This is a genomic window from Amycolatopsis sp. NPDC050768, assembly GCF_040654155.1.
Classification (GTDB): Bacteria; Actinomycetota; Actinomycetes; order Mycobacteriales; family Pseudonocardiaceae; genus Amycolatopsis.
In genome coordinates, this window is the sequence record NZ_JBFAHL010000013.1 from 164,798 (window position 1) to 183,095 (window position 18,298).

18 protein-coding genes are annotated in these 18,298 nt (G+C 70.6%); 9 read left to right on the plus strand and 9 right to left on the minus strand.

Annotated features, from left to right (window positions below; all coding sequences use genetic code 11):
* Positions 1–46 precede the first annotated feature (46 nt).
* Complete coding sequence (locus AB0H62_RS33225) at positions 47–1,894, minus strand: AMP-dependent synthetase/ligase (RefSeq protein WP_360590494.1); 1,848 nt, start codon at positions 1,892–1,894, stop codon at positions 47–49.
* A gap of 200 nt (positions 1,895–2,094) precedes the next feature.
* Here AB0H62_RS33225 and AB0H62_RS33230 point away from each other — a divergent pair, with 200 nt between their 5' ends.
* From AB0H62_RS33230 to AB0H62_RS33260, 7 genes are all read left to right on the plus strand, one after another.
* Positions 2,095–2,775 (plus strand): transcriptional regulator, encoded by a 681-nt coding sequence (locus AB0H62_RS33230; protein WP_360590496.1) that lies wholly within the window; start codon positions 2,095–2,097, stop codon positions 2,773–2,775.
* On the plus strand, positions 2,772–3,938 hold the full coding sequence (kynU, locus tag AB0H62_RS33235) for a kynureninase (RefSeq protein WP_360590498.1): 1,167 nt from the start codon (positions 2,772–2,774) through the stop codon (positions 3,936–3,938). The genes AB0H62_RS33230 and kynU overlap by 4 nt, the downstream gene beginning before the upstream one ends.
* Positions 3,939–4,156: 218 nt before the next feature.
* Positions 4,157–4,480: a hypothetical protein gene (locus AB0H62_RS33240; RefSeq protein ID WP_360590500.1), complete on the plus strand. Its 324-nt coding sequence runs from the start codon at positions 4,157–4,159 to the stop codon at positions 4,478–4,480.
* A 462-nt stretch (positions 4,481–4,942) separates the two neighbouring features.
* Positions 4,943–7,363 carry a nitrate- and nitrite sensing domain-containing protein gene (locus AB0H62_RS33245; RefSeq protein ID WP_360590502.1) on the plus strand — a complete coding sequence of 807 codons (2,421 nt, stop codon included), beginning with the start codon at positions 4,943–4,945 and terminating at the stop codon, positions 7,361–7,363.
* Entirely contained in the window at positions 7,363–7,779 is a 417-nt protein-coding gene (locus tag AB0H62_RS33250; RefSeq protein WP_220243702.1) for a roadblock/LC7 domain-containing protein, read from the plus strand. The genes AB0H62_RS33245 and AB0H62_RS33250 overlap by 1 nt, the downstream gene beginning before the upstream one ends.
* Positions 7,776–8,147: a DUF742 domain-containing protein gene (locus tag AB0H62_RS33255; protein WP_220243701.1), complete on the plus strand. Its 372-nt coding sequence runs from the start codon at positions 7,776–7,778 to the stop codon at positions 8,145–8,147. The genes AB0H62_RS33250 and AB0H62_RS33255 overlap by 4 nt, the downstream gene beginning before the upstream one ends.
* Positions 8,128–8,724 (plus strand): ATP/GTP-binding protein, encoded by a 597-nt coding sequence (locus AB0H62_RS33260; protein ID WP_220243700.1) that lies wholly within the window; start codon positions 8,128–8,130, stop codon positions 8,722–8,724. Before AB0H62_RS33255 ends, AB0H62_RS33260 begins: the two co-directional genes overlap by 20 nt.
* On the opposite strand, the gene AB0H62_RS33265 is transcribed toward AB0H62_RS33260, so the two are convergent.
* A complete protein-coding gene (locus tag AB0H62_RS33265) occupies positions 8,718–9,185 on the minus strand; it encodes a DoxX family protein (RefSeq protein ID WP_220243699.1) in 468 nt (155 codons plus the stop codon). The two genes, AB0H62_RS33260 and AB0H62_RS33265, sit on opposite strands and share 7 nt — an antisense overlap.
* Positions 9,186–9,297: 112 nt before the next feature.
* Between AB0H62_RS33265 and AB0H62_RS33270 the strand changes: the two genes are divergently transcribed.
* The gene (locus AB0H62_RS33270) at positions 9,298–9,753 is read left to right on the plus strand and encodes an NUDIX domain-containing protein (RefSeq protein ID WP_360590505.1); all 456 of its coding nucleotides are present in this window, start codon (positions 9,298–9,300) and stop codon (positions 9,751–9,753) included.
* On the opposite strand, the gene AB0H62_RS33275 is transcribed toward AB0H62_RS33270, so the two are convergent.
* The 3 genes from AB0H62_RS33275 to AB0H62_RS33285 all read right to left on the minus strand — a co-directional run bounded on the left by AB0H62_RS33275 (position 9,750) and on the right by AB0H62_RS33285 (position 12,916).
* Positions 9,750–10,403, minus strand: coding sequence for an HAD-IA family hydrolase (locus AB0H62_RS33275; RefSeq protein ID WP_354872339.1), 654 nt, complete (start codon positions 10,401–10,403; stop codon positions 9,750–9,752). The genes AB0H62_RS33270 and AB0H62_RS33275 overlap by 4 nt on opposite strands.
* 32 nt (positions 10,404–10,435) lie before the next feature.
* The gene (locus tag AB0H62_RS33280; protein ID WP_360590507.1) at positions 10,436–11,236 is read right to left on the minus strand and encodes an alpha/beta hydrolase; all 801 of its coding nucleotides are present in this window, start codon (positions 11,234–11,236) and stop codon (positions 10,436–10,438) included.
* 543 nt (positions 11,237–11,779) lie between these two features.
* Positions 11,780–12,916: a metallophosphoesterase gene (locus AB0H62_RS33285; protein ID WP_220243695.1), complete on the minus strand. Its 1,137-nt coding sequence runs from the start codon at positions 12,914–12,916 to the stop codon at positions 11,780–11,782.
* 562 nt (positions 12,917–13,478) lie between these two features.
* Here AB0H62_RS33285 and AB0H62_RS33290 point away from each other — a divergent pair.
* A complete protein-coding gene (locus AB0H62_RS33290) occupies positions 13,479–13,811 on the plus strand; it encodes a hypothetical protein (protein ID WP_220243694.1) in 333 nt (110 codons plus the stop codon).
* A gap of 148 nt (positions 13,812–13,959) precedes the next feature.
* Here the strand turns inward: AB0H62_RS33290 and AB0H62_RS33295 are convergent, their stop codons facing one another.
* Genes AB0H62_RS33295 through AB0H62_RS33310 form a run of 4 tightly spaced genes read right to left on the minus strand, consistent with a single transcriptional unit; the run spans position 13,960 to position 18,297 of the window.
* A complete protein-coding gene (locus tag AB0H62_RS33295) occupies positions 13,960–15,318 on the minus strand; it encodes an FAD-dependent oxidoreductase (RefSeq protein ID WP_360590510.1) in 1,359 nt (452 codons plus the stop codon).
* A complete protein-coding gene (locus AB0H62_RS33300) occupies positions 15,315–16,004 on the minus strand; it encodes an isochorismatase family protein (RefSeq protein ID WP_220243692.1) in 690 nt (229 codons plus the stop codon). Before AB0H62_RS33300 ends, AB0H62_RS33295 begins: the two co-directional genes overlap by 4 nt.
* On the minus strand, positions 16,001–17,413 hold the full coding sequence (locus AB0H62_RS33305) for an amidohydrolase family protein (RefSeq protein ID WP_360590512.1): 1,413 nt from the start codon (positions 17,411–17,413) through the stop codon (positions 16,001–16,003). Before AB0H62_RS33305 ends, AB0H62_RS33300 begins: the two co-directional genes overlap by 4 nt.
* Positions 17,410–18,297, minus strand: coding sequence for an oxaloacetate decarboxylase (locus AB0H62_RS33310; RefSeq protein WP_220243690.1), 888 nt, complete (start codon positions 18,295–18,297; stop codon positions 17,410–17,412). Before AB0H62_RS33310 ends, AB0H62_RS33305 begins: the two co-directional genes overlap by 4 nt.
* Position 18,298: the final 1 nt, after the last annotated feature.

Here is an 18,298-nt window from a genome sequence, read left to right on the forward strand (position 1 = left end):
CGACCCACCCCGGGCGGTGCTCATCCGAACCGCCCGGGGCCGGGGATCAGGACGCCGGGGTGGTGGCGGCGTAGAGGTCCTTGATCGCGGCGTCGTAGCGCTCGTTGATGACGCGGCGCTTGAGCTTCAGCGTGGGCGTGAGCTCGCCGGTTTCGGGCGTCCACGCCTGCGTGATCAGGTGGTAGCGCTTGATCTGCTCGATGCGCGCCAGGCGGCTGTTGGCGGATTCCACCGCGCGTTCGATCTCGGCGAGCACCTGGTCGTGGGCAGCCAGCTCGTCGATGCCCGACGCCTCGATGCCGTGGGCCGTGGCCCAGCCGGGGGCGATCTCGTCGTCGAGGACGATCAGGGCGGTGACGTACGGGCGGTCGTCGCCGATGGCGACGGCCTGGCCGATGAGCGGGTGTTCCTTGAGCAGGCCCTCGATGCGGGTGGGGGCGATGTTCTTGCCGCTCGAGGTGATGATCAGTTCCTTCTTGCGGTCGGTGATCCGCACGAAACCGTCTTCGTCGATGGTGCCGATGTCGCCGGTGGCGTACCAGCCGTCGGCGTCGGTGGCGTCGGCGATGGAGCCGTCTTCCTGCAGGTAGCCGAGAAACACGATGGGGCCGCGCACGAGCAGCTCGCCGTCTTCGGCCACCTTCACCTCGACGCCCTCGAGCGGCTTGCCGACGGTGCCCGCGCGGAAGCCGCCGGCGCTGTTCGACGTGGCCGCGCCGGTCGTCTCGGACAGGCCCCAGACCTCCTGGATCTCCACGCCGAGGCCGGCGATGAAGTACAGGACCTCCACTGGCAGGGCCGCCGCGCCACTGGAGGCGACGAGCACCTTGTCCAGACCGAGCAGCGCGCGCACGGGGGCGAGCACGGCCTCGTCGGTCTTCGCGATGCGCTCGGCGAGCTCGGCCGGCACCTCCTTGCCGTCGGAGCGCAGCTTGTAGCCCTCCTGCAGCAGGGCGTTGGCCGAGAGCAGCGCCTCGCGCCGGTCCTCGGGTACGCCGCCGAGCATGTTCTTCATGCCCGCCACCATCTTTTCCCACACGCGCGGCACGCCGAAGAAGCTCTCCGGGTGCACCTGCCCGAGCGCGGCGACGACACCGGCGGCGTCGGCGACGGTGTGCACGTGGCCCGCCCACAGCAGCGGCAGGTAGATCGACAGCTCGCGCTCGGCGATGTGCGCCAGCGGCAGGTAGGCGATGTTCTTGGCGTGCATGGGCGCGTCGTGCAGGTTCTGCACCGCGAGTCCTTCGTGGACGGCGTTGCGGTGCGACAGCACGACACCCTTGGGGTCGCCGGTGGTGCCGGAGGTGTAGATCATCGCGAGCGGGTCGTCCGGCTGGATCGCCTGCCACGCGGCTTCGAACGCGGCGGGGTCTTCGGCGAGCGCCGCGCGTCCGGCCGCGCGCACTTCTGTGAACGAAACGAACCTTTCGTCGCCGGCCGGGATGGCGGCCGCGTCCATCACGACGACGTGGCGCAGTGCGGGGAGATCGTCGAGCACCGGCAGCCAGCGCTCCAGCTCACCCGCGCCGCCGAGGACGACCACGGGCGCGGCGCTGTGGAGGGCGACGTAACGGATCTGGTCCGGGCTCAGCGTCGCGTATGCGGTGCACGGGATCGCGGCCAGGTGCACGGCGGCGAGGTCGGCGACCAGGTGGTCGGGACTGCTCGCAGCCATGATCAGCATGCGGTCGCGCTTGCCGAGGTCGAGCCCGGCCAGGCCGCGCGAGAACTCGGCGATCGCGGTGCGGAACTCGCTCCAGCTCAGCGTCGGGTGACCCTCGAGGTCGAGCGAGGTGACGGCGGGGTGATCGCCGTACTCGGTGGCGTTGTGGTGCAGCAGGCGGGGGATCGTCTGACCCTCGGCCTGTGCGGCTGCGGACTGCGGGGTGGTCAACGCTGGCCCTCCTCCAGTGGTGCGGATGACCGACCACTGTAGGGGCTCCCGGCCGGTGTGGATAGAGAATCGCGGCCACTCCGCGTGCCTGCGTGGACCTGACCGTGAACTACGCAAAACGGTCTATTCCTCACGCCTCGAGCAAAAGATCCACTTCGGCGGATCCTGCTTGAATGGAAGCCCCCGCCGAAGGAGAGCCTGTGCCCGCTCGTGATCAGTCCGCTCGTGAACTGCTGAGTGCGATCCAGCGCGAGCTCGCGCCGCGCGACGACGACAACCGGCTCGTGCCGCTCGTCGTGTCCGGCCGTGCACCGCGCGAGGTGTTCGCCGCGATCGCCGCCGAGGAGCGATGGATCGTGCGCAGCGACTGGCGCAGCTTCCACGCGCTGGCCGCCCGCGCCGACGAACCGCGGGCGCGCGAGTTCTTCGGTGGCCTCGCGCCGGGGGAGCAGCTCGCGCTGGGCAAGCTCGACGCGTTGGCGGCGGCGGCCGGAGATGATCCGGGGGCCGAGTTGCCGCGTGCGGGTTGTCAGGCATATCCGGCGTACTTCGCTTGGCTGGCGCTGAATGGCGAAGCGGCTGAAGTCGCCGTCGCGATCTTCGCGAACTTCACCGCGTGGAGCCGGTACTGCGCCGCCATCGCCGCGGGGATGCGTGAGCACTACTGTTTTGAGGACGGCGGCTTCTCCGACGACGCGTGCGCGTTCTTCGACTTCTTCGCCGCCGACGTCCCGGAAATCGAAGAGCAGGCGCTCGCCGCGATCCAGGCCGGGCTCGACGCCGGGCGGCTCGACGCGGATCGCGCGCGGACGTACGCCCGGCTGTTCCAGAGCTACGAGCTGATGTTCTGGGACACCCTCGCCGACGAGTTCCCGGCATGACCCTCGCCGAAGAAGCGGCCGAGCTCGACGCCGCCGACCCGCTGGCCGCCAAGCGCGCGGAGTTCGACCTGGACCCGGCCGTCGCGTACTTCGACGGCAACTCTCTCGGCGCACCGCCGAGGTACGTCGCGCAGCGGCTCGCCGACGTGGTCCGCGAGCAATGGGGCGGCCGGCTGATCCGGTCGTGGACCGACGGCTGGTGGGACGCGCCGGAGCGGGTCGGGATGCGCATCGCGCCGCTCGTCGGCGCGGCGCCCGGGCAGGTCGTGGTCGCCGACTCGACGAGTGTCGACCTGTTCAAGGTGCTCGTCGCCGCCGTGCGCGCGAACCCGGGCCGCAGCGAGATCCTGCTCGACGCCGCGACGTTCCCGACCGACGGTTACGTCACCGAGCAGGTCGGGCGCCTCACCGGACACGCCGTGCGGCGCGTGCCGGTCGCCGAGCTGCCCGCCGCGTGCGGTGGGGCGACGGCGGCGGTGCTCGTGAACCACGTCGACTACGTGTCGGGCCGGCTGCACGACATGGGCGCGATCACCGCCGCCGCGCACGCGGCCGGCGCCGCCGTCGTCTGGGACCTCTGCCACAGCGTCGGCGCGATCGAGGTGCGGCTCGACGAGCACGAGGTCGACTACGCGGTGGGCTGCACCTACAAGTTCCTCAACGGCGGGCCGGGCGCGCCCGCGTTCGTCTACGTCGCGAGCCGGCTCCAGGAGTCGTTCGACCAACCGCTCGCGGGCTGGGCCGGGCACGCCGACCCGTTCGCGATGGAGGCCGGCTACCGCGCGGGCGCGGGGATTTCGCGGGCGCGGGCAGGCACTCCGGACATCCTGTCGCTGCTCGCGCTCGACGCCGCGCTGGACGTGTGGGACGACGTCGATCTTGCCGTGTTGCGGGCGAAAGGCTTGGCACTGGGCGATTTCTTCCTGCGCTGCCTCGACGTACTGCTGCCCGGCGCCGACGTGCCGACGCCGCGCGACCACGCGCGCGGCCACCAGATTTCGGTGCGGGTGCCGGACGCGCCACGGACCATGGCGGCGTTGCACGAACGCGGCGTGCTCGGCGATTTCCGTCCGCCCGACGTGCTGAGGTTCGGGCTCGCGCCGCTCTACGCGAGGTACGAGGAAGTGCTGCGCGCAGTCACGGCGTTGCATGAGCTGAGCTGAACGAAAAGGCGAACTGAATTCACGGAAAATCGCGGTTTTCGTGGCTGAATGGATCCACGCATAGCCCCTTCGGGTGAGCGACCGGGACAGTTCCGCGTGGTTGCCCGCTATGATCGGACCCTGCTTTTCCGCTGGTGGGCGCACCGCGGACCGGCGCGATCCCGTGCTCGTGCGGCACGGGGAAACGTCGGCGCGGTTGCCGGGCGAAGGGGGCGGCGATGGCCGGTGCACGGGTTCGCGAGGTGCCGATTTCGTATGTCGGCACACTCCTGGTCGGGGTAATCATCGGAATTCTGCTCGCCGAATTCGGCGACCTGTTCGTGCGCTTCCCGGTGGAGTCGGTGCTCGTGCTGGTGCTGGTCTGCTCCGTGGCCGTGCTCGGCTGGGCGTGCCGGGAGATGCTGCACGACCTCCTCCGCCGGGGCCGGCGCGGCGGCTCCGCTCGCCGGGCCGACCACGAAGACGACCCCGACTGGCCCGACGTGCCGCGCTTGATCCTGCACCGCGACGGCGACTCGCATCCGAACGGCGTTCGGCGCTGAAAAGTGGTAATCGCGCCGGTGCGAACAGCGATTCCGCGGCCGGTGTAGTCCATTTCACGCCTTTTCGTCCTCGCGTGGAGTTCACGGCCGCGCGTAAGGTGACCGTCACGGACTGTCCGTGCCTTCCGTGATGGACCTCACCGAATGATTTCGGTGTTCCTCACGCGTCGATCACCTCGCCGATAGCGCGTTGCAGGTCGCGGCGACACCGCCGTCCGGCCCATTACCCGTGCGACCAAGCTCACCCTTCGCGTGGCGGATTTTCCAAAGTACTGCGGGAAGTTGTGAGTGGATCACGGGAACGTGACCTGGATTCGCATCCGGACTTGACGTGTCTGCCCGGCCTGCCTAACGTCGTCGCGGGCGATGGACCACGGTGAGTTGATCCGGCTGGTCGGAACCGGGTGAGAAAACCCTGGGAGACCCGAATACCTTGTACTGCCGGAAGGAAAACGGACCACGGTGAAGCAGAATTCTGTTCGTCGCAACCGCGGCTCGTCGATTCGATCACGCGTGCTCGCGATCGCGTTGATTCCGAGTCTCGCTCTCCTGATCGTCGGCGTCGCGCTAGCCGGCTACCTGATCACCGACGCGCTGCAGGCGCGCGACTACGCGCGGAAGATCCGCAGTTCGGAAGGCCCGGGCATCCCGTTCATCGTCGCCGCCGAGCAGGAGCGGCAGCTGTCGATGAGCCTGCTCGCCGGGCAGAGCGGCGCGCGTCAGGCGCTGCAGGCCGCGCGGCCGAAGACCGATGCGGCGGCCGCGCAGATCAGCTCGATCCTCGAAGGCAACTTCGCCGACGACGACACCGTGCCCGCGAGCGTGAAGCAGAACATCGCCACGTTCGCCGGGCTGTACTCGAAGGTGCCGCAGGTGCGTCAGCAGGTGGACGCGGGGCAGCTGCCGCTGCTGCAGACGTTCACCTTCTACAACCAGATCATCGACCAGTTCACGCAGGGCGTCGCCGGGCTCGCGCAGGCCGCGCGCGGTGCGGAGAACGCGTTCGCGCGCCTGTCGGCGATCCCGATCTTCAACGCCGCCGAGGAGATGCAGCGCAGCGACGCCCTGTCGGCGGCCGGGCTCGCCTCGGGCGGCCTGAACGGCGACGAGCAGCGCGCGTACATCGGGCAGATCGGCGCGTATCACGCGCAGCTGGAACAGTCCGTGCCGCAGATGCTGCCGCAGGTGCGCGCGAGCTACGACAAGCTCGTGGCCGGACCGGACTGGCGCACCGTCACGCAGGTCGAAAACGCGTTCCTGGCGGGCGAAAAGCAGCTGCCCGTGCCGCAGCAGCAGTGGCGCGACGCCGCGCACCAGGTCGCCACCACGTTGATGACGATGTTCGTGACGCAGAGCGCGGCCGCCACCAACGCGGCGATCGCCGACGCCGACACCACGCTCACCAACTCGATCATCGCCGGCGCCGCCGCGGTGCTCATCGCGATCATCGTGGTGCTCATCGCACTGCGCCTGTCGCGCCGGTTCATCGCGCGCCTCGCGCGGCTGCGGGAGGACACGCTCGACGCGGCCGAGGTCCGGCTGCCGGAGCTGGTGGAGCGCGTGCGGGCGGGCGAACCCGTGGACCTCGAGGAGGGCGGGCACTTCCTCGACCACGGTGACGACGAGATCGGCGAGGTCGCCGAGGCGTTCAACAAGGCACAGCAGGCGGCCATCGCCGCCGCGGTCGAAGAGGCGAAGACGAGGGAGGGCACCAAGACGGTGTTCCTCAACATCGCCCACCGCAGCCAGGTCATCGTGCACCGGCAGCTGAAGGTGCTCGACGCGGCCGAGCGCAAGCAGGAGGACCCGGACCAGCTGGACACGCTCTTCCAGCTCGACCACCTGTCCACGCGCGCCCGTCGCAACGCCGAGAACCTGATCATCCTCGGCGGTGGCCAGCCGGGCCGGCAGTGGCGCAACCCCGTCGGCCTGGCGGAGCTGGTGCGGGGCGCGGCGGCCGAGACCGAAGACTTCTCGCGCGTCAAGACGGCCGCGCTGCCGTCGATCGCCGTGCGCGGTCCGGTGGTCGGCGACCTCGTGCACCTGCTGGCGGAGCTGATCGACAACGCGACGTCGTTCTCGCCGCCCGAGGCGCGCGTCGAGCTGCGCGGCAACATCGTCGGCAAGGGCGTGGTGATCGAGGTCGAGGACCAGGGCCTCGGGCTGGAGAAGGAGCAGGCGGACGAGTTCAACGCGATGCTCGCCGACCCGCCGGACTTCGGGATCATGGCGCTGTCGGACGAGCCCCGGCTGGGCCTGTTCGTGGTCGCGCGGCTCGCGTCGCGCCACGGCGTCTCCGTGCACCTGCGGGAGTCGGCCTACGGCGGCACGCGCGCGATCGTGCTGGTGCGCCGGGATCTGCTGGCCCCACTGGCCGAGGCGGCGCCGGACGTCGCCGAGGAGCAGGCCCCGGTGCCGGTGCCCGAGCGGCCGGTACAGGACCCGGTGCGCATGAGCCGCGTCGGCCGGCGGGCGGCACGGTTGCGTCCCGAGCCGGCTCCGGTCGCGGCGGTGGAACAGCCCGCGTACGAACCGCCCGCGCCGCCGGTCGAGCAGCCCGCTCCGCCGCGTGCCGCCCGGCCGCCTCGCCCGCCCCAGCCGGCGTGGCCCGCGCACGAGCCGCGGCCGGCACCGGAGAACGGCCGCCCCCAGCAGCCGCACCGGCCGGAAGCACCCGGACGCCCGGCGCTGCCTCAGCGCCGGCGTCAGCAGAACCTCGTGCCCCAGCTGCGCGAGGACCGTCCGGCGCACGAGCTCCAGGATGCCCGGGAGGACACGCCGGAACTCGCCCGCAACCGCCTCACGGCGTTCCAGCAGGGCACCCGGCGCGCCCGGGAGACGGAAGTCGACTACGACGACAACAGGTACGGAGATCGCGACTGATGGCCAACAACGGCGTCAACGAGCTCGACTGGTTGCTCGACGACCTCGTCAAGCGGGTCGCCGGTGCCGAGCGGGCAGTGGTGCTTTCTTCCGACGGGCTGCTGATCGGCCGGTCGAGCAACCTGTCCGAAGAGGACGGTGAGCACCTGTCGGCGGTCGCTTCGGCGTTCCAGAGCCTCGCGAGGGGCACCGGACGTCACTTCGGCGGCGGCAACGTGCGGCAGACGATGGTGGAGATGGATCACGCGTTCCTCTTCGTGACGGCCGCCGGCCGCGGCGCGTGCCTCGCGCTGCTGGCGAGCGCCGACGCGGACATGGGGCTCGTGGCGTACGAGATGAACCTGATGGTCAAGCGGGTCGGCGCGGTGCTCACGGCGGCACCGCGGGCCGGAGTGGTCCAGCGGACCTCGCCATGAGCGGCCGGCACGAGTCCTGGTTCGACGACGAGGCCGGGCCGCTGGTCCGCTCCTACGCCGTCACGGGCGGGCGCACCCGCTCGGACACGCTCGGGCTGGACCTGATCACGCTCGTGGTCGCCATGCGCACCGCGCGCGAGGTGGCCGCGATCGAGCCGGAGTACGCGCAGATCCTGAGCCTGTGCCAGAAACCGACGTCGGTCGCCGAGGTGGCCGCGCGCGTGGACCTGCCCCTGCCTGTGGTCAAGGTTCTGCTGAGTGATCTGATCGAGCAGAACCTGGTGCTGTTCCGCACCGCTGCACCACCGACCGAAGCCCCGAACAAACACGTACTCCAGGCGGTTCTCGATGGCATCCGGAAACTCTGAACCCCGGCGCGCGCTGACCGCGACCGCGGTCAAAGTGCTGATCGCCGGCGGGTTCGGGGTCGGCAAGACCACGATGGTCGGGTCGGTCAGCGAGGTCCCCCCGCTGCGCACGGAAGAGGTGATCACCACCGCTTCCGAAGGCGTCGACGACCTCTCGGGCGTGGAGCAGAAGACCACCACCACCGTCGCGCTGGACTTCGGCCGCATCACCATCAACCCCGAGCTGATCCTGTACCTGTTCGGCACGCCCGGGCAGGACCGGTTCTGGTTCATGTGGGACGAGCTGGCCGAGGGGGCGCTGGGTGCCGTGGTGCTGGCCGACACGCGGCGGCTGGAATCGTGCTTCGCCGCGGTGGACTTCTTCGAGCGGCGCGGCCTGCCGTTCATCGTGGGTGTGAACTGCTTCGACGGCGCGTACCGCTACGGCACGGAAGAGGTCCGGGCCGCGTTGGACCTCGACCCGGACGTTCCCCTGTTGCTGTGCGACGCCCGTGAACGGGAGTCCACCAAGCAGGTGCTGACGATCCTCATGGAGCACGTGGTGAAGTACAGCGACCTGGCGGCCGCGGGCTACTGACGCGCTTTCTCGGCCCGGTTTCGCAGGCTGCCCAGGGCGAACGCGCCCGGACCGGTGAAGGCGATCGTCAGGAAGATCCACGAGTACAGCGCGGCCGGCTCGCCCATGTTCTGCATCGGCAGCAGGCCCAACGGCGCGTGGACGGTGAAGTAGGCGTAGGCCATCACACCGGACAGCACGATCGCGGCCGGTCGCGTCGCCACACCCAGCAGGATCAGTACGGCGCCGACGACCTCGATCGCGCTGGCCCAGAAGCCGGGGAAGCTGCCGAACGGCACGGCCCCGCCCTGCCCGTCGATGCCGCCGAAGAAGCCGAAGCCGGCCAGGCCGTGGATCAGGAACAGGGCGGACGTGACGACTCGGAACAGGGCCAGCACGATCGGGCGGACGCGCTCGACGAGCTGCGGCTTCGTGGCCGACGCGGTGGACGGGGTGGCCTGGGTGCGGGTGATGGTGGTCATTTTCCGGTTCCCTCCGAGTGTTTTTCCCTTTTGCCGATGCGTCGAACCGGCTCGACGCGGATCGACACGGGTGCGGAAACTTTTTTCGGAGGGGTTCCGGCAGACTGTCGCGATGGCTGCCAAACACAGCGCTGGGCTGCTGCTCTTCCGCCGGCGCGACGAGGTCGAGGTGCTGCTCGCGCACATGGGCGGGCCGTTCTGGGCAAAGAAGCACGAGGCCGCATGGTCGCTGCCCAAGGGCGAGCTCGAGGACGGCGAGGAGCCGGTGGCCGCCGCCCGGCGCGAGTTCGCGGAGGAGCTCGGCCTGCCCGCGCCCGACGGAGAGTGGCTCGCGCTGGGTGACGTGCGGCAGTCGGGGAAGGTCGTCACGGCGTGGGCCGTGGAGGCGGACCTGGCCCCGGCGGCGGTCGTGCCGGGGACGTTCGAGCTGGAGTGGCCGCCGCGCTCGGGGCGCAAGCAGGAGTTCCCGGAGGTGGACCGCGTCGAGTGGTTCGGGCTGGACGACGCGCGGGTGAAGCTCGTGAAGGGGCAGCGGGCGTTCCTCGACCGGCTGTCCGAATTGGTCTAGCCCAGGAGGTCGAGGACCTCGGCCAGCGGTTTGGCCGTGAACGACGGCAGCACCAGGTCGGCGTGACCGAAGTCGAGCACGGTGGTGATGGCGTTCGGCACGGCGACCGTCGGAATGCCCGCGGCCTTGGCGGCGCTGACGCCGTGGGGCGAGTCCTCGAAGGCGATGGCCTGGTCGGCCGGGACGTCGAGCGTGGCCAGCGCGGCGAGATAGGTGTCGGGGCGCGGTTTGGCGGCGTGGCGGTCGCCGGTCTCGACGGATCCGAACCGTTCGGCGAGGCCGAGGCGGGCGAGCTGGCCGTGGACCCAGGTGCCCGAGGAGCTGGACGCGACGCCGAGCTTGAGGTTCCGGCTCGCGGCTTCGTCGAGGTAGCCGAGCACGCCCTCGCGCGGGCCTTCGGCTTCCAGCAGCTGGTGGACGCGGGCGCGCATCCCCGGACGCAGCTGCTCGGGGTCGATGTTCGCGACGCGCTCGGCCAGCAGCTCGAACATCGTGGCGGCCGTGTTCTGCGTGCCGATCACGGTGTGCCAGACCTCCAGCGGGAGCTCCGTGCCGTGGTCGCGGAACATCTCCTGCCACGACTGCAGCACCGCGGCTTCCGTGTCGGCCAGCGTTCCGTCGAAGTCGAAGATCAGCGCTCGCGTGGCCACCCGGTCAGCTTGCCGTACGGCCGTTCGCGGTGTCAGCGAGGTGTGAAGAACTCCGCAAGCACGGGGGCGAGCGCCTTGGCCTTCACGAGGTGGGCCTGGCCCGGGAGAGTGCGGTAGGTGGCGCCCGGCAGGGTACGGGCGAGTTGCGAGACGCCGGCGCGCATCCACTGGGGACTCTTGCCACCGTCGATGACGAGTGTGGGCGCGGCGATGCCTGACCAGCGTCCTTCGGGGAGCGGCCGGCCGGCTTGGTTGCCGTCCATCAGGGCGTTGTCGTAGGGGAGCGTGTGGGCCACGCGCTTGAGCTTCGGCCACGCGGGCATGATGCGCATCATCGCGACCATGGGCGCGGGCAGTTCGACGCCGACGCGCATGAAGAGGCGGACGGCTTCCGCTCGGTTGTCGCCTTTGACGGCCTGCTCGAGCTTCTCGGTGTAGTCGCGTTCGAGGGGCTTGCGCGACCCGTCGACGACGAACGGCGGCTCGTACACGGCGAGTTTGTTCGTCGGCACCCCGCGCTGTGCTGCTTCGAGCGCGAGCACGGCTCCCGAGGAGATCCCGAAGAGGCCGGCTTCGCCACCCGCCTCCTTGACGACGGCGGCGACGTCTTCCACCTCGCGCTCCACGTCGTAGGGCAGCGTGTTCCCGCTTTCGCCCCGGCCGCGGCGGTCGAAGGTGAAGACGGTGAAGCGGCCGGCGAGTTCCTTCGCGATGGCGTCGTTGGGCGTCGAGCCGCGGTAACACATCGCCCCGTCGACGAGCACGAGCGACGGCCCGGTGCCGACGCGGGTGTAGCCGAGGGTGGTGCCGTCGGCGGAAGCGGTGGTGGGCATGGGTTTTGCCTCCTTCAGTGGTTGATGGTGCGCTTGGTGGGGACTCCTCGGTTGGTCGCTTGGGGAGAAGACTGTCACCGATCGTTGTTGTCGTCAAGACAAAAAAATTAGTCGGTTGGGCGAGCTGAAAGAGGTGCGGTGGGGGTCGGCGTTGGTGATTTCAGGCGAAAAGCGCCGGGGTTGAGCGTGACGAGGTCGCGTGCGGCGCGCCGAAGCTCTCGCCGGGCCTGTCGGTGATCGAGTCGGGCCGGGAGGTCGGGGGTCGGCGGTGCTCAGGTCAGGCGTGGTGGCCGGGTTGGGGTCAGGCCAGTTTTTGGGCGAGCGGGGCCGGTCGGGCGGCGCGGCGGATCGCTGGGTCGCGCGGAAACACTTGCCCGGCCTGCTGTTGCTCGCGTCAGGCCAGTCGGTCGGCCGTGCTCAGGTCAGGCGTGGTGGCCGGGTTGAGGTCGTCGACGGCGGGCCTGGCCGGGTCGCTTCGAAGCGCTCGCCCGGCCTGTCGTTGCTCGCGTCAGGCCGGGCGGTCGAGGGCCGGTGGTGCCCAGGTCAGGCGGCGCGGCGGAGGGTGAGGAGGCTGATCTCGTTGGGGGCGAACACGCGGAACGGAGGGCCCCAGAAGCCGGAGCCGCGGCTGTTGTAGAGCTGGGTGCGGGGGCCGTGGGGCGTGAGGCCGGAGAGGGTGGGCTGGTCGAGGCGGACGAGCAGGTGGAACGGCCAGATCTGGCCGCCGTGGGTGTGACCGGAGATCTGCAGGTCGACGCCGGCTTCGCGGGCCTGTTTGACCTGCTTGGGCTGGTGGGCGAGGAGGACGACGGGGACGTCCGGATCCGCGCCGGCGAGGGCGGCGGGCAGGTCGGGGCCGTGGCCGGGCAGCCCGGAGGCCGCGCCGGTGGGGTCGTCGATGCCGGCGAAGAGGATGCGGTCGCCGCCGCGTTCGACGAGGGTGCTGCGGTTGTGGAGGGTGTCCCAGCCGAGGCTCGCCATGTGGTCGAGCCAGGCCTGGGCTTCGCCGAAGTACTCGTGGTTGCCGGTGATGTAGAAACGGCCGAGGCCGGCCTGCACGCCGCCCAGCGGGTCGACCTGCTTGCGGCGCTTGGCGACCGACCCGTCGGCGAGGTCGCCCGCGTGGCAGACGACGTCTGCCTGCAGCCGGTTCACCTCGGCGACCAGCTTCTCCGACCACTTGGTGCGGTCGAGGGGGCCGTAGTGCGTGTCGGTGATGACCGCGACGCGCAGCCCGTCGACGCCCGCGCCCAGCCGCGGGATCACCACGTCCACTTCCTTCACCGGCGGCACCCGCATCGCGATCCGGTTGCCGACCACGAGCAACACCACCGACACCACCAGGCTCGCCGCCGCCACGATCCGCGGCCGCGCGGGGTCGTCGACACCCGCGACCAGCAGCGCCAGCCGCAACACGTGCCCGAGGACGCTCCAGGTGAACAGCACCCAGGCGGTGCCCAGCATGACGTCCCCGGCCCGCGCCGCCGCATCGCTCTGCCTCGGCCCGTGGCCCTGGAACATCAGCACCGGGAACGCCACCATCGCGCCCGCGAACACCACCGTCCCCGCGACGGTCCCCGCCACCGGCCACCCCGGCAACAACACGAACACCGACCAGGGCTCCCCGAACAACAACAGCAACGCAACAACCAGGGCGGCCGCCCGACGAACCCGACGCATCACGGTCGCCATCCCTTCGACATGGTCTACCCAGAGTAGCCGGACTCTTGAAGCTAACGGCCCAATGGGCTGTTAGGGCTGCTTCGAGTCGCCGAGCTGAGCTGGTCGAGTCGAGCGGAACCGGGTCGAGCTGGCCGAGTCGAGCTGGTTGAGTCGAACCGAACCAGGTCGGTCGAGTCCTGTGGCCGAGCCGGAGTCGAACTGAGCCGAGGCAGTCGAGCCGAGGCCGGCCGGCCTCGGCTCGACCTGGGGCAGGCTTGGCTCAGTGGATCCGGAAGTCGAACGGAGCCCGGCCGGGCGGGCCGAATCGAGCCGGGCCTGCCGAGTGCGGTAGCCGAGGCGAGTCGAGCTGAGTCCGTTGGCGGAACCGAGCCGGAGGACCGCGAGCCGAACGATTCGGCTTGACCGAGCTGGCAGCCAGAGCCGGGTTGGTCGAGCGAGCCGGGTTGGGCGAGCGGGCGAGCGGGCCGTGTCGGAGGACCCCGCTACTCGAACCGTGTCGGTGGGCCGAGTCAGGGCAGTCGTGAGAGTCGACTGCGCGATCGCCGTCGCTGCTGATTCAGTGACCCGCGCCGAGACCACCCGATTCAGCGACTGCGTTGTCGATCAGGTGTTCGATACAGTTTTTGGCATGAAGTCCTCCACTGCTCACACAGCCACCGAGATCTCCCGCCGTCTGGCCCTGTCCCATACCGAAACCGAAGCCGTCACGGCTCTTCACGCCGCCCTCGCGTCACATCTGCCGACCACTCTCACTGCCCTCCGCAACGGCACCATCGACATCATCACCGCCGCCGGCCTCGCCTATCTCGCCGGTTTCGTCTCGGCCACCCAAGCTCACCTCGCCACAGAAATACTCACCCCCGGCCGCCACGAATGGCGCTGGGTCACTTAGGTCCTGGCGCGGACACTCTCTTGTGGACACTTGGGCCCGGCCGCACTGTCCACACGGGAGTACCGAGCAGGTCCCGGGCCATCGCTCGCTCCGGGGCGGTGTCAGCAGGGGCAGGCCGAGCGGTGGGGAGGGAAGGCAGGCGAACTCCTCATCGCAGGAGGGAGCCGGCGTGGGTGCCGGCGAGGTGGCCGAGGCCGAGGGCGGCCAGGAGGCCGTTGCCGGAGCTGTAGCCGGCGCCGCCGGTGTGGCCGCTGATGCCGGTGGCGACGCCGCCGACGGCGTAGAGGCCCGGGATGGGGCCGGTGTCGGTGGTCGGCCGGGCGTGCCCGTCGACGAGCAGCCCGCCCTGGGTGTGGAAGAGACCGGGCACCGACCGGACGGCCACGTAGGGCGCGTGCAGCGGGCCGAAGCCCCAGTCCGTGCGGCCCCACTCGTCCTTGTCGTCGCCGGAGGCCACCGTCGCGGCGGAGGCCAGGGTGGTGGAGAGGGCCGAAGGGGAGACGCCGCAGAAGGTGGCCAGTTCCTCCACCGACGCGCACTCCCGCGCGCCGCCCATGGCGACGAGTTCCGCGAACTCCTCCTCGTGGCTCGCCACGTAGTCGCGGATCTTCGTGTCGAACACGACGTGCCACGGGCCGGGAGTGCCGAGCACGGCGTCGGCGTAGCCGGAGTAGCCGCGGGATTCGTCGCCGAAGCGCCGGCCGGCGCCATTCACGAGCACGCCGCCCATCTCCACCGTCGTCCACGAGGTGATGGAGCCGTGGGGATACGCGACGGCCGCGTATCCTTGGTACGCCGTCGGGTTGCCCAGCCGGGCGCCCAGGTCGAGGGCCCACTGCAGCGACTCGCCCGTGCTGCCGTGCGCGCCGAAGTACTCGAAGCCGGCGATCGCCGGGGCCCACTCGCGCAGGAGGGCGCGGTTGGCCGCGAAGCCGTTGCCGGCCAACACGACGGCGTGGGAGGTGATCTCGTAGGTGCCACTGCGCGGCCCGGAGACCCGCACGCCCGTGACCCGGCCCTCGTCGTAGAGCAACGCGGCCACCGGCGTGTGCACGAGCACCTCGGTGTCCGTCGCCCGCACCGCGCCGAGCAGGTCGGCGACGAGGTCGCGGCCCTTGCGCGAAGGCGGCGCGTGCAGCCGGGGCACGGAGTGGCCGACGTGCTTGTAGTCGGTGATCAGGCGCAGGTCGACGCCGTGCGTGTCGATCAGCCACTCCACCAGCCCGGCCGAACCGGCGGCGAGCAGGCGGGCGAGGTCGTCGGCGTCGTGGCTGCCCGACTGGGCCAGCAGGTCCGTCGCGAGGCGGGCGGCGGAGTCGTCGATGCCCGCCGCGGCCTGGAAGCGCGTGCCCGCGCCCGGCACGGAGCCCGTGGACAACGCGGTGTTCCCGCCCGCGTGCTCCGCCTTCTCCAACACGACCACGCTGGCGCCGGCGTCGTGGGCCGCCAGGGCGGCGGTGAGCCCGCCACCGCCGGCCCCGACCACGATCACGTCGACGTCGGTCACGCCGAGACCTCCGAAAGGGCCGCGAGGATCCGGTCCGTGCTGGCGACGTCCGCGTACTTCTGCGCCATGTCGAACAAGTTGGCCTGGTGCACGGTCGGCGTGCGGTCGTACACGGCGTCGTGCGGGACGGCGACGCGGAAGTTGTACGCGAACGCATCGACCACACTGGATCGCACGCAGCCGCTGGTGGTGCAGCCGGTGACCACGAGTGTGTCCACGGCCCGGTCGATCAAGTAGCTGACCAGCGGCGTCCCGAAGAACGCGCTCGGGTGCCGCTTCGGCAGCAGCACGTCACCCTCGGCCGGCGCGACCTCGGCCACGAACTCATATCCCTGCGAAGGAACGTCCATGATGGACGGCACCTTCGCCCCCAGCCGACCCGAGTCGTACGAGGCTTTCGGGGCCACATAAGGGTAGAGAACCGGCCAGCCCCGAGCCCGGAACGTCGTCAGCAGCCGGCTGATGTTCGCCACCGCGTCCCAGCCGGCCTGGCCGCAGCTCGTGCGGTAGTCCTCGGCCACCGACTCGAAGAACGGCTTCGGCGAGTTCCCGACGGTGCGGTACTGCACGTCGATGATCAGCAACGCCGGCCGCTCGCCGAGGCCGGCGGGCTTGCCGAACCCCGCGGCTTCGTAGCGGGCTTCGTCGTCGGCGGTGATCACGTCGGACCACGGACGGTCGCTCACGCCGAAACCTCCTGCTTCGCACTGGCAGCCAGCGCGGCACGCCCGCTGTTGCGCCGGGACAGGAACTGCCCGCGCGGACCCTGCACCTCACCGTCGCGCACGGTGAACTCGCCGCCGAGAATGGTGTGCTGCACGCTCACCTTCGACTCCCAGCCCTCCCACACCGAGTACTCGGCACCGGAATGCTGCGTCGCCGCGGCGACCGTGCTCGGCCGGTTCGGGTCGATGACAGCGAAATCGGCGTCCGCGCCGATCCGGATCGCGCCCTTGCGCGGCCACAGGCCGAACAGCCGCGCCGGACGCGTGGCCGTGAGGTCGACGAGCCGCTCCACCGGAATGCCCCGGTTGAAGTGACCTTCACTCAGCAGCAGCGGCAAAAGCGTTCCGGTGCCGGGGAAACCGGCCGAAGCGCTCCACAGGTCCTTGTCCTTCGCGCTGAAATGCCGCGGCACGTGGTCGGAGCCGATCACGTCGACGCGGCCGTCGGCCACGGCTTCCCACAACGCTTCGCGGTCGTCACGCGTACGCAGCGGCGGGTTCACCTTGCCGCGCGAGCCGAGCCCGGAGTCGATGCCGAGCGTGAGGTAGTGCGGGCACGTCTCCACGAACACGTCGGGGTACTCGGCCCGCTGGCGCTCCAACGCCGAAAGCGCTTCCCGGCTCGTCACGTGCACCGCATAGCTGGACGCGCCGACCACGCTCGCGAGGTACGCGACCCGCCCCTCGGCCTCGGCCTCCACATACGGCGGACGCACGGCGTGCCACGCGTCCAGGCCGGCGTCGGGGTCCTTGCTCAGCCGCTCGCGCAGCCGCCACACGAGCTCGATGTTCTCGGCGTGCTGCGCGATCATCGCGCCGGAGTCGGCGGCGGCCTGCAGCGCGTCGAACAGGAACGAGTCGTCGTTGCCGGGCAGGTTGAGGTACGCGCCCTCGTTGCCACGGAAGTTGGTGAACACCTTGAAGCTCGACACACCGAGGTCACGCGTGTAGTGCCCGATGGACTCGACGTGCTCGGGCGTCACCACGCAGAAGTGGAAGCCGAAGTCGGTGTGCGCGTGCTCGGCCATCAGGTCGCGCGCGGCCGGGAACAGCTCGTCGTAGGGCCGCGGGCTCATCAGGTACGCCAGCATCGTGGTGACGCCGCCCGCCGCGGCCGAAGCCGTCTCGAGTGCGGCGTCCTCCACGGTCTTGGGCACGGAGAGGTCCTGGCCAAGGTGCACGTGGGCGTCGATGGCGCCGGGCAGGACCCAGCGGCCGGTGACGTCGACGGTCTCGGTGGCGGGCAGTTCGTCGGACGGCGAGCAGATCGCGGCGATCTTCCCGTCGCGCACGCACACGTCGACCTCGCTCAGGCCGGTGCCGGGCAGCACGACCCGGCCGCCGTGGAGTCGCAGATCGTAGGGCTTCATTCGGTGGTCCTTCCCGCGTACTTCTCGTCGAGGGCGTCGAACAGCGGCTTGCGCACCAGGTTCTGCCGGTCGGCCCAGCTGATGATCTTGTCGCCGATCTCGGTGGTGTCGCCGTGTTCCTTGAGGTGGCGCAACGCGATCCGCATCCCCGCGACGGCGCCGCGCATGGCCGTGTTGGCGTAGAGGGCGACCGAGAAGCCCAGCGTGCGCAGCTCTTCCAGCGGCAGGATGGGCGTGAGCCCGCCCTCGACCATGTTGGCGATGTGCGGGCCGGGCACGGTGCGGGTGATCTCGGCCAGCTCCTCCGGCGAACCGGGCGCTTCGACGAACAGGATGTCGGCGCCGGCTTCGCGGTAGAGGTTCGCGCGCTCGCACGCGGCGGTGAGTCCCACCACCGCGCGCGCGTCGGTGCGCGCCACGATCAGGAAGTCCTCGGTGGCACGAGCGTCGACGGCGGCCTGGATCTTCCCGACCATCTCCGACGCTTCGATCACCTCTTTGCCGGTGAAGTGGCCGCACCGCTTGGGGGAGACCTGGTCTTCGAGCTGGATCGCGGTGGCGCCGGCGCGTTCGAGCGTGCGCACGGTGCGCTGCACGCCGAGCGCGTTGCCGAAGCCGGTGTCGGCGTCGACCACGAGCGGCAGGGACACCGCGTCACGCGTGGCCTCGACGTGGCCGGCCAGCTCGGGCAGGGACAGCAGGCCGACGTCGGGGGCACCGAGGTAGGTGTTGGTGATCCCGGCACCGGAGAGGTAGACGGCTTCGAACCCGGTCTCTTCCGCGACCCGGGCGGTGAGCGCGTTGGGCGCACCCGCCAGGAGCAACGGCGCCTGGTCGCGTGCCGCCACCCGCTCGCGCAACCGGGCACCCAGAGAGCTTGTCACA

Bases quoted from the DNA above. Each gene is read 5' to 3' on its own strand.
- AB0H62_RS33240 (WP_360590500.1), top strand. From the start codon at position 4,157: ATGGCCGGTGCACGGGTTCGCGAGGTGCCGATTTCGTATGTCGGCACA.
- AB0H62_RS33255 (WP_220243701.1), top strand. From the start codon at position 7,776: ATGAGCGGCCGGCACGAGTCCTGGTTCGACGACGAGGCCGGGCCGCTG.
- AB0H62_RS33265 (WP_220243699.1), bottom strand. From the start codon at position 9,185: ATGACCACCATCACCCGCACCCAGGCCACCCCGTCCACCGCGTCGGCC.
- AB0H62_RS33305 (WP_360590512.1), bottom strand. From the start codon at position 17,413: ATGAAGCCCTACGATCTGCGACTCCACGGCGGCCGGGTCGTGCTGCCC.
- kynU (WP_360590498.1), top strand. From the start codon at position 2,772: ATGACCCTCGCCGAAGAAGCGGCCGAGCTCGACGCCGCCGACCCGCTG.
- AB0H62_RS33250 (WP_220243702.1), top strand. From the start codon at position 7,363: ATGGCCAACAACGGCGTCAACGAGCTCGACTGGTTGCTCGACGACCTC.
- AB0H62_RS33260 (WP_220243700.1), top strand. From the start codon at position 8,128: ATGGCATCCGGAAACTCTGAACCCCGGCGCGCGCTGACCGCGACCGCG.
- AB0H62_RS33270 (WP_360590505.1), top strand. From the start codon at position 9,298: ATGGCTGCCAAACACAGCGCTGGGCTGCTGCTCTTCCGCCGGCGCGAC.
- AB0H62_RS33285 (WP_220243695.1), bottom strand. From the start codon at position 12,916: ATGCGTCGGGTTCGTCGGGCGGCCGCCCTGGTTGTTGCGTTGCTGTTG.
- AB0H62_RS33280 (WP_360590507.1), bottom strand. From the start codon at position 11,236: ATGCCCACCACCGCTTCCGCCGACGGCACCACCCTCGGCTACACCCGC.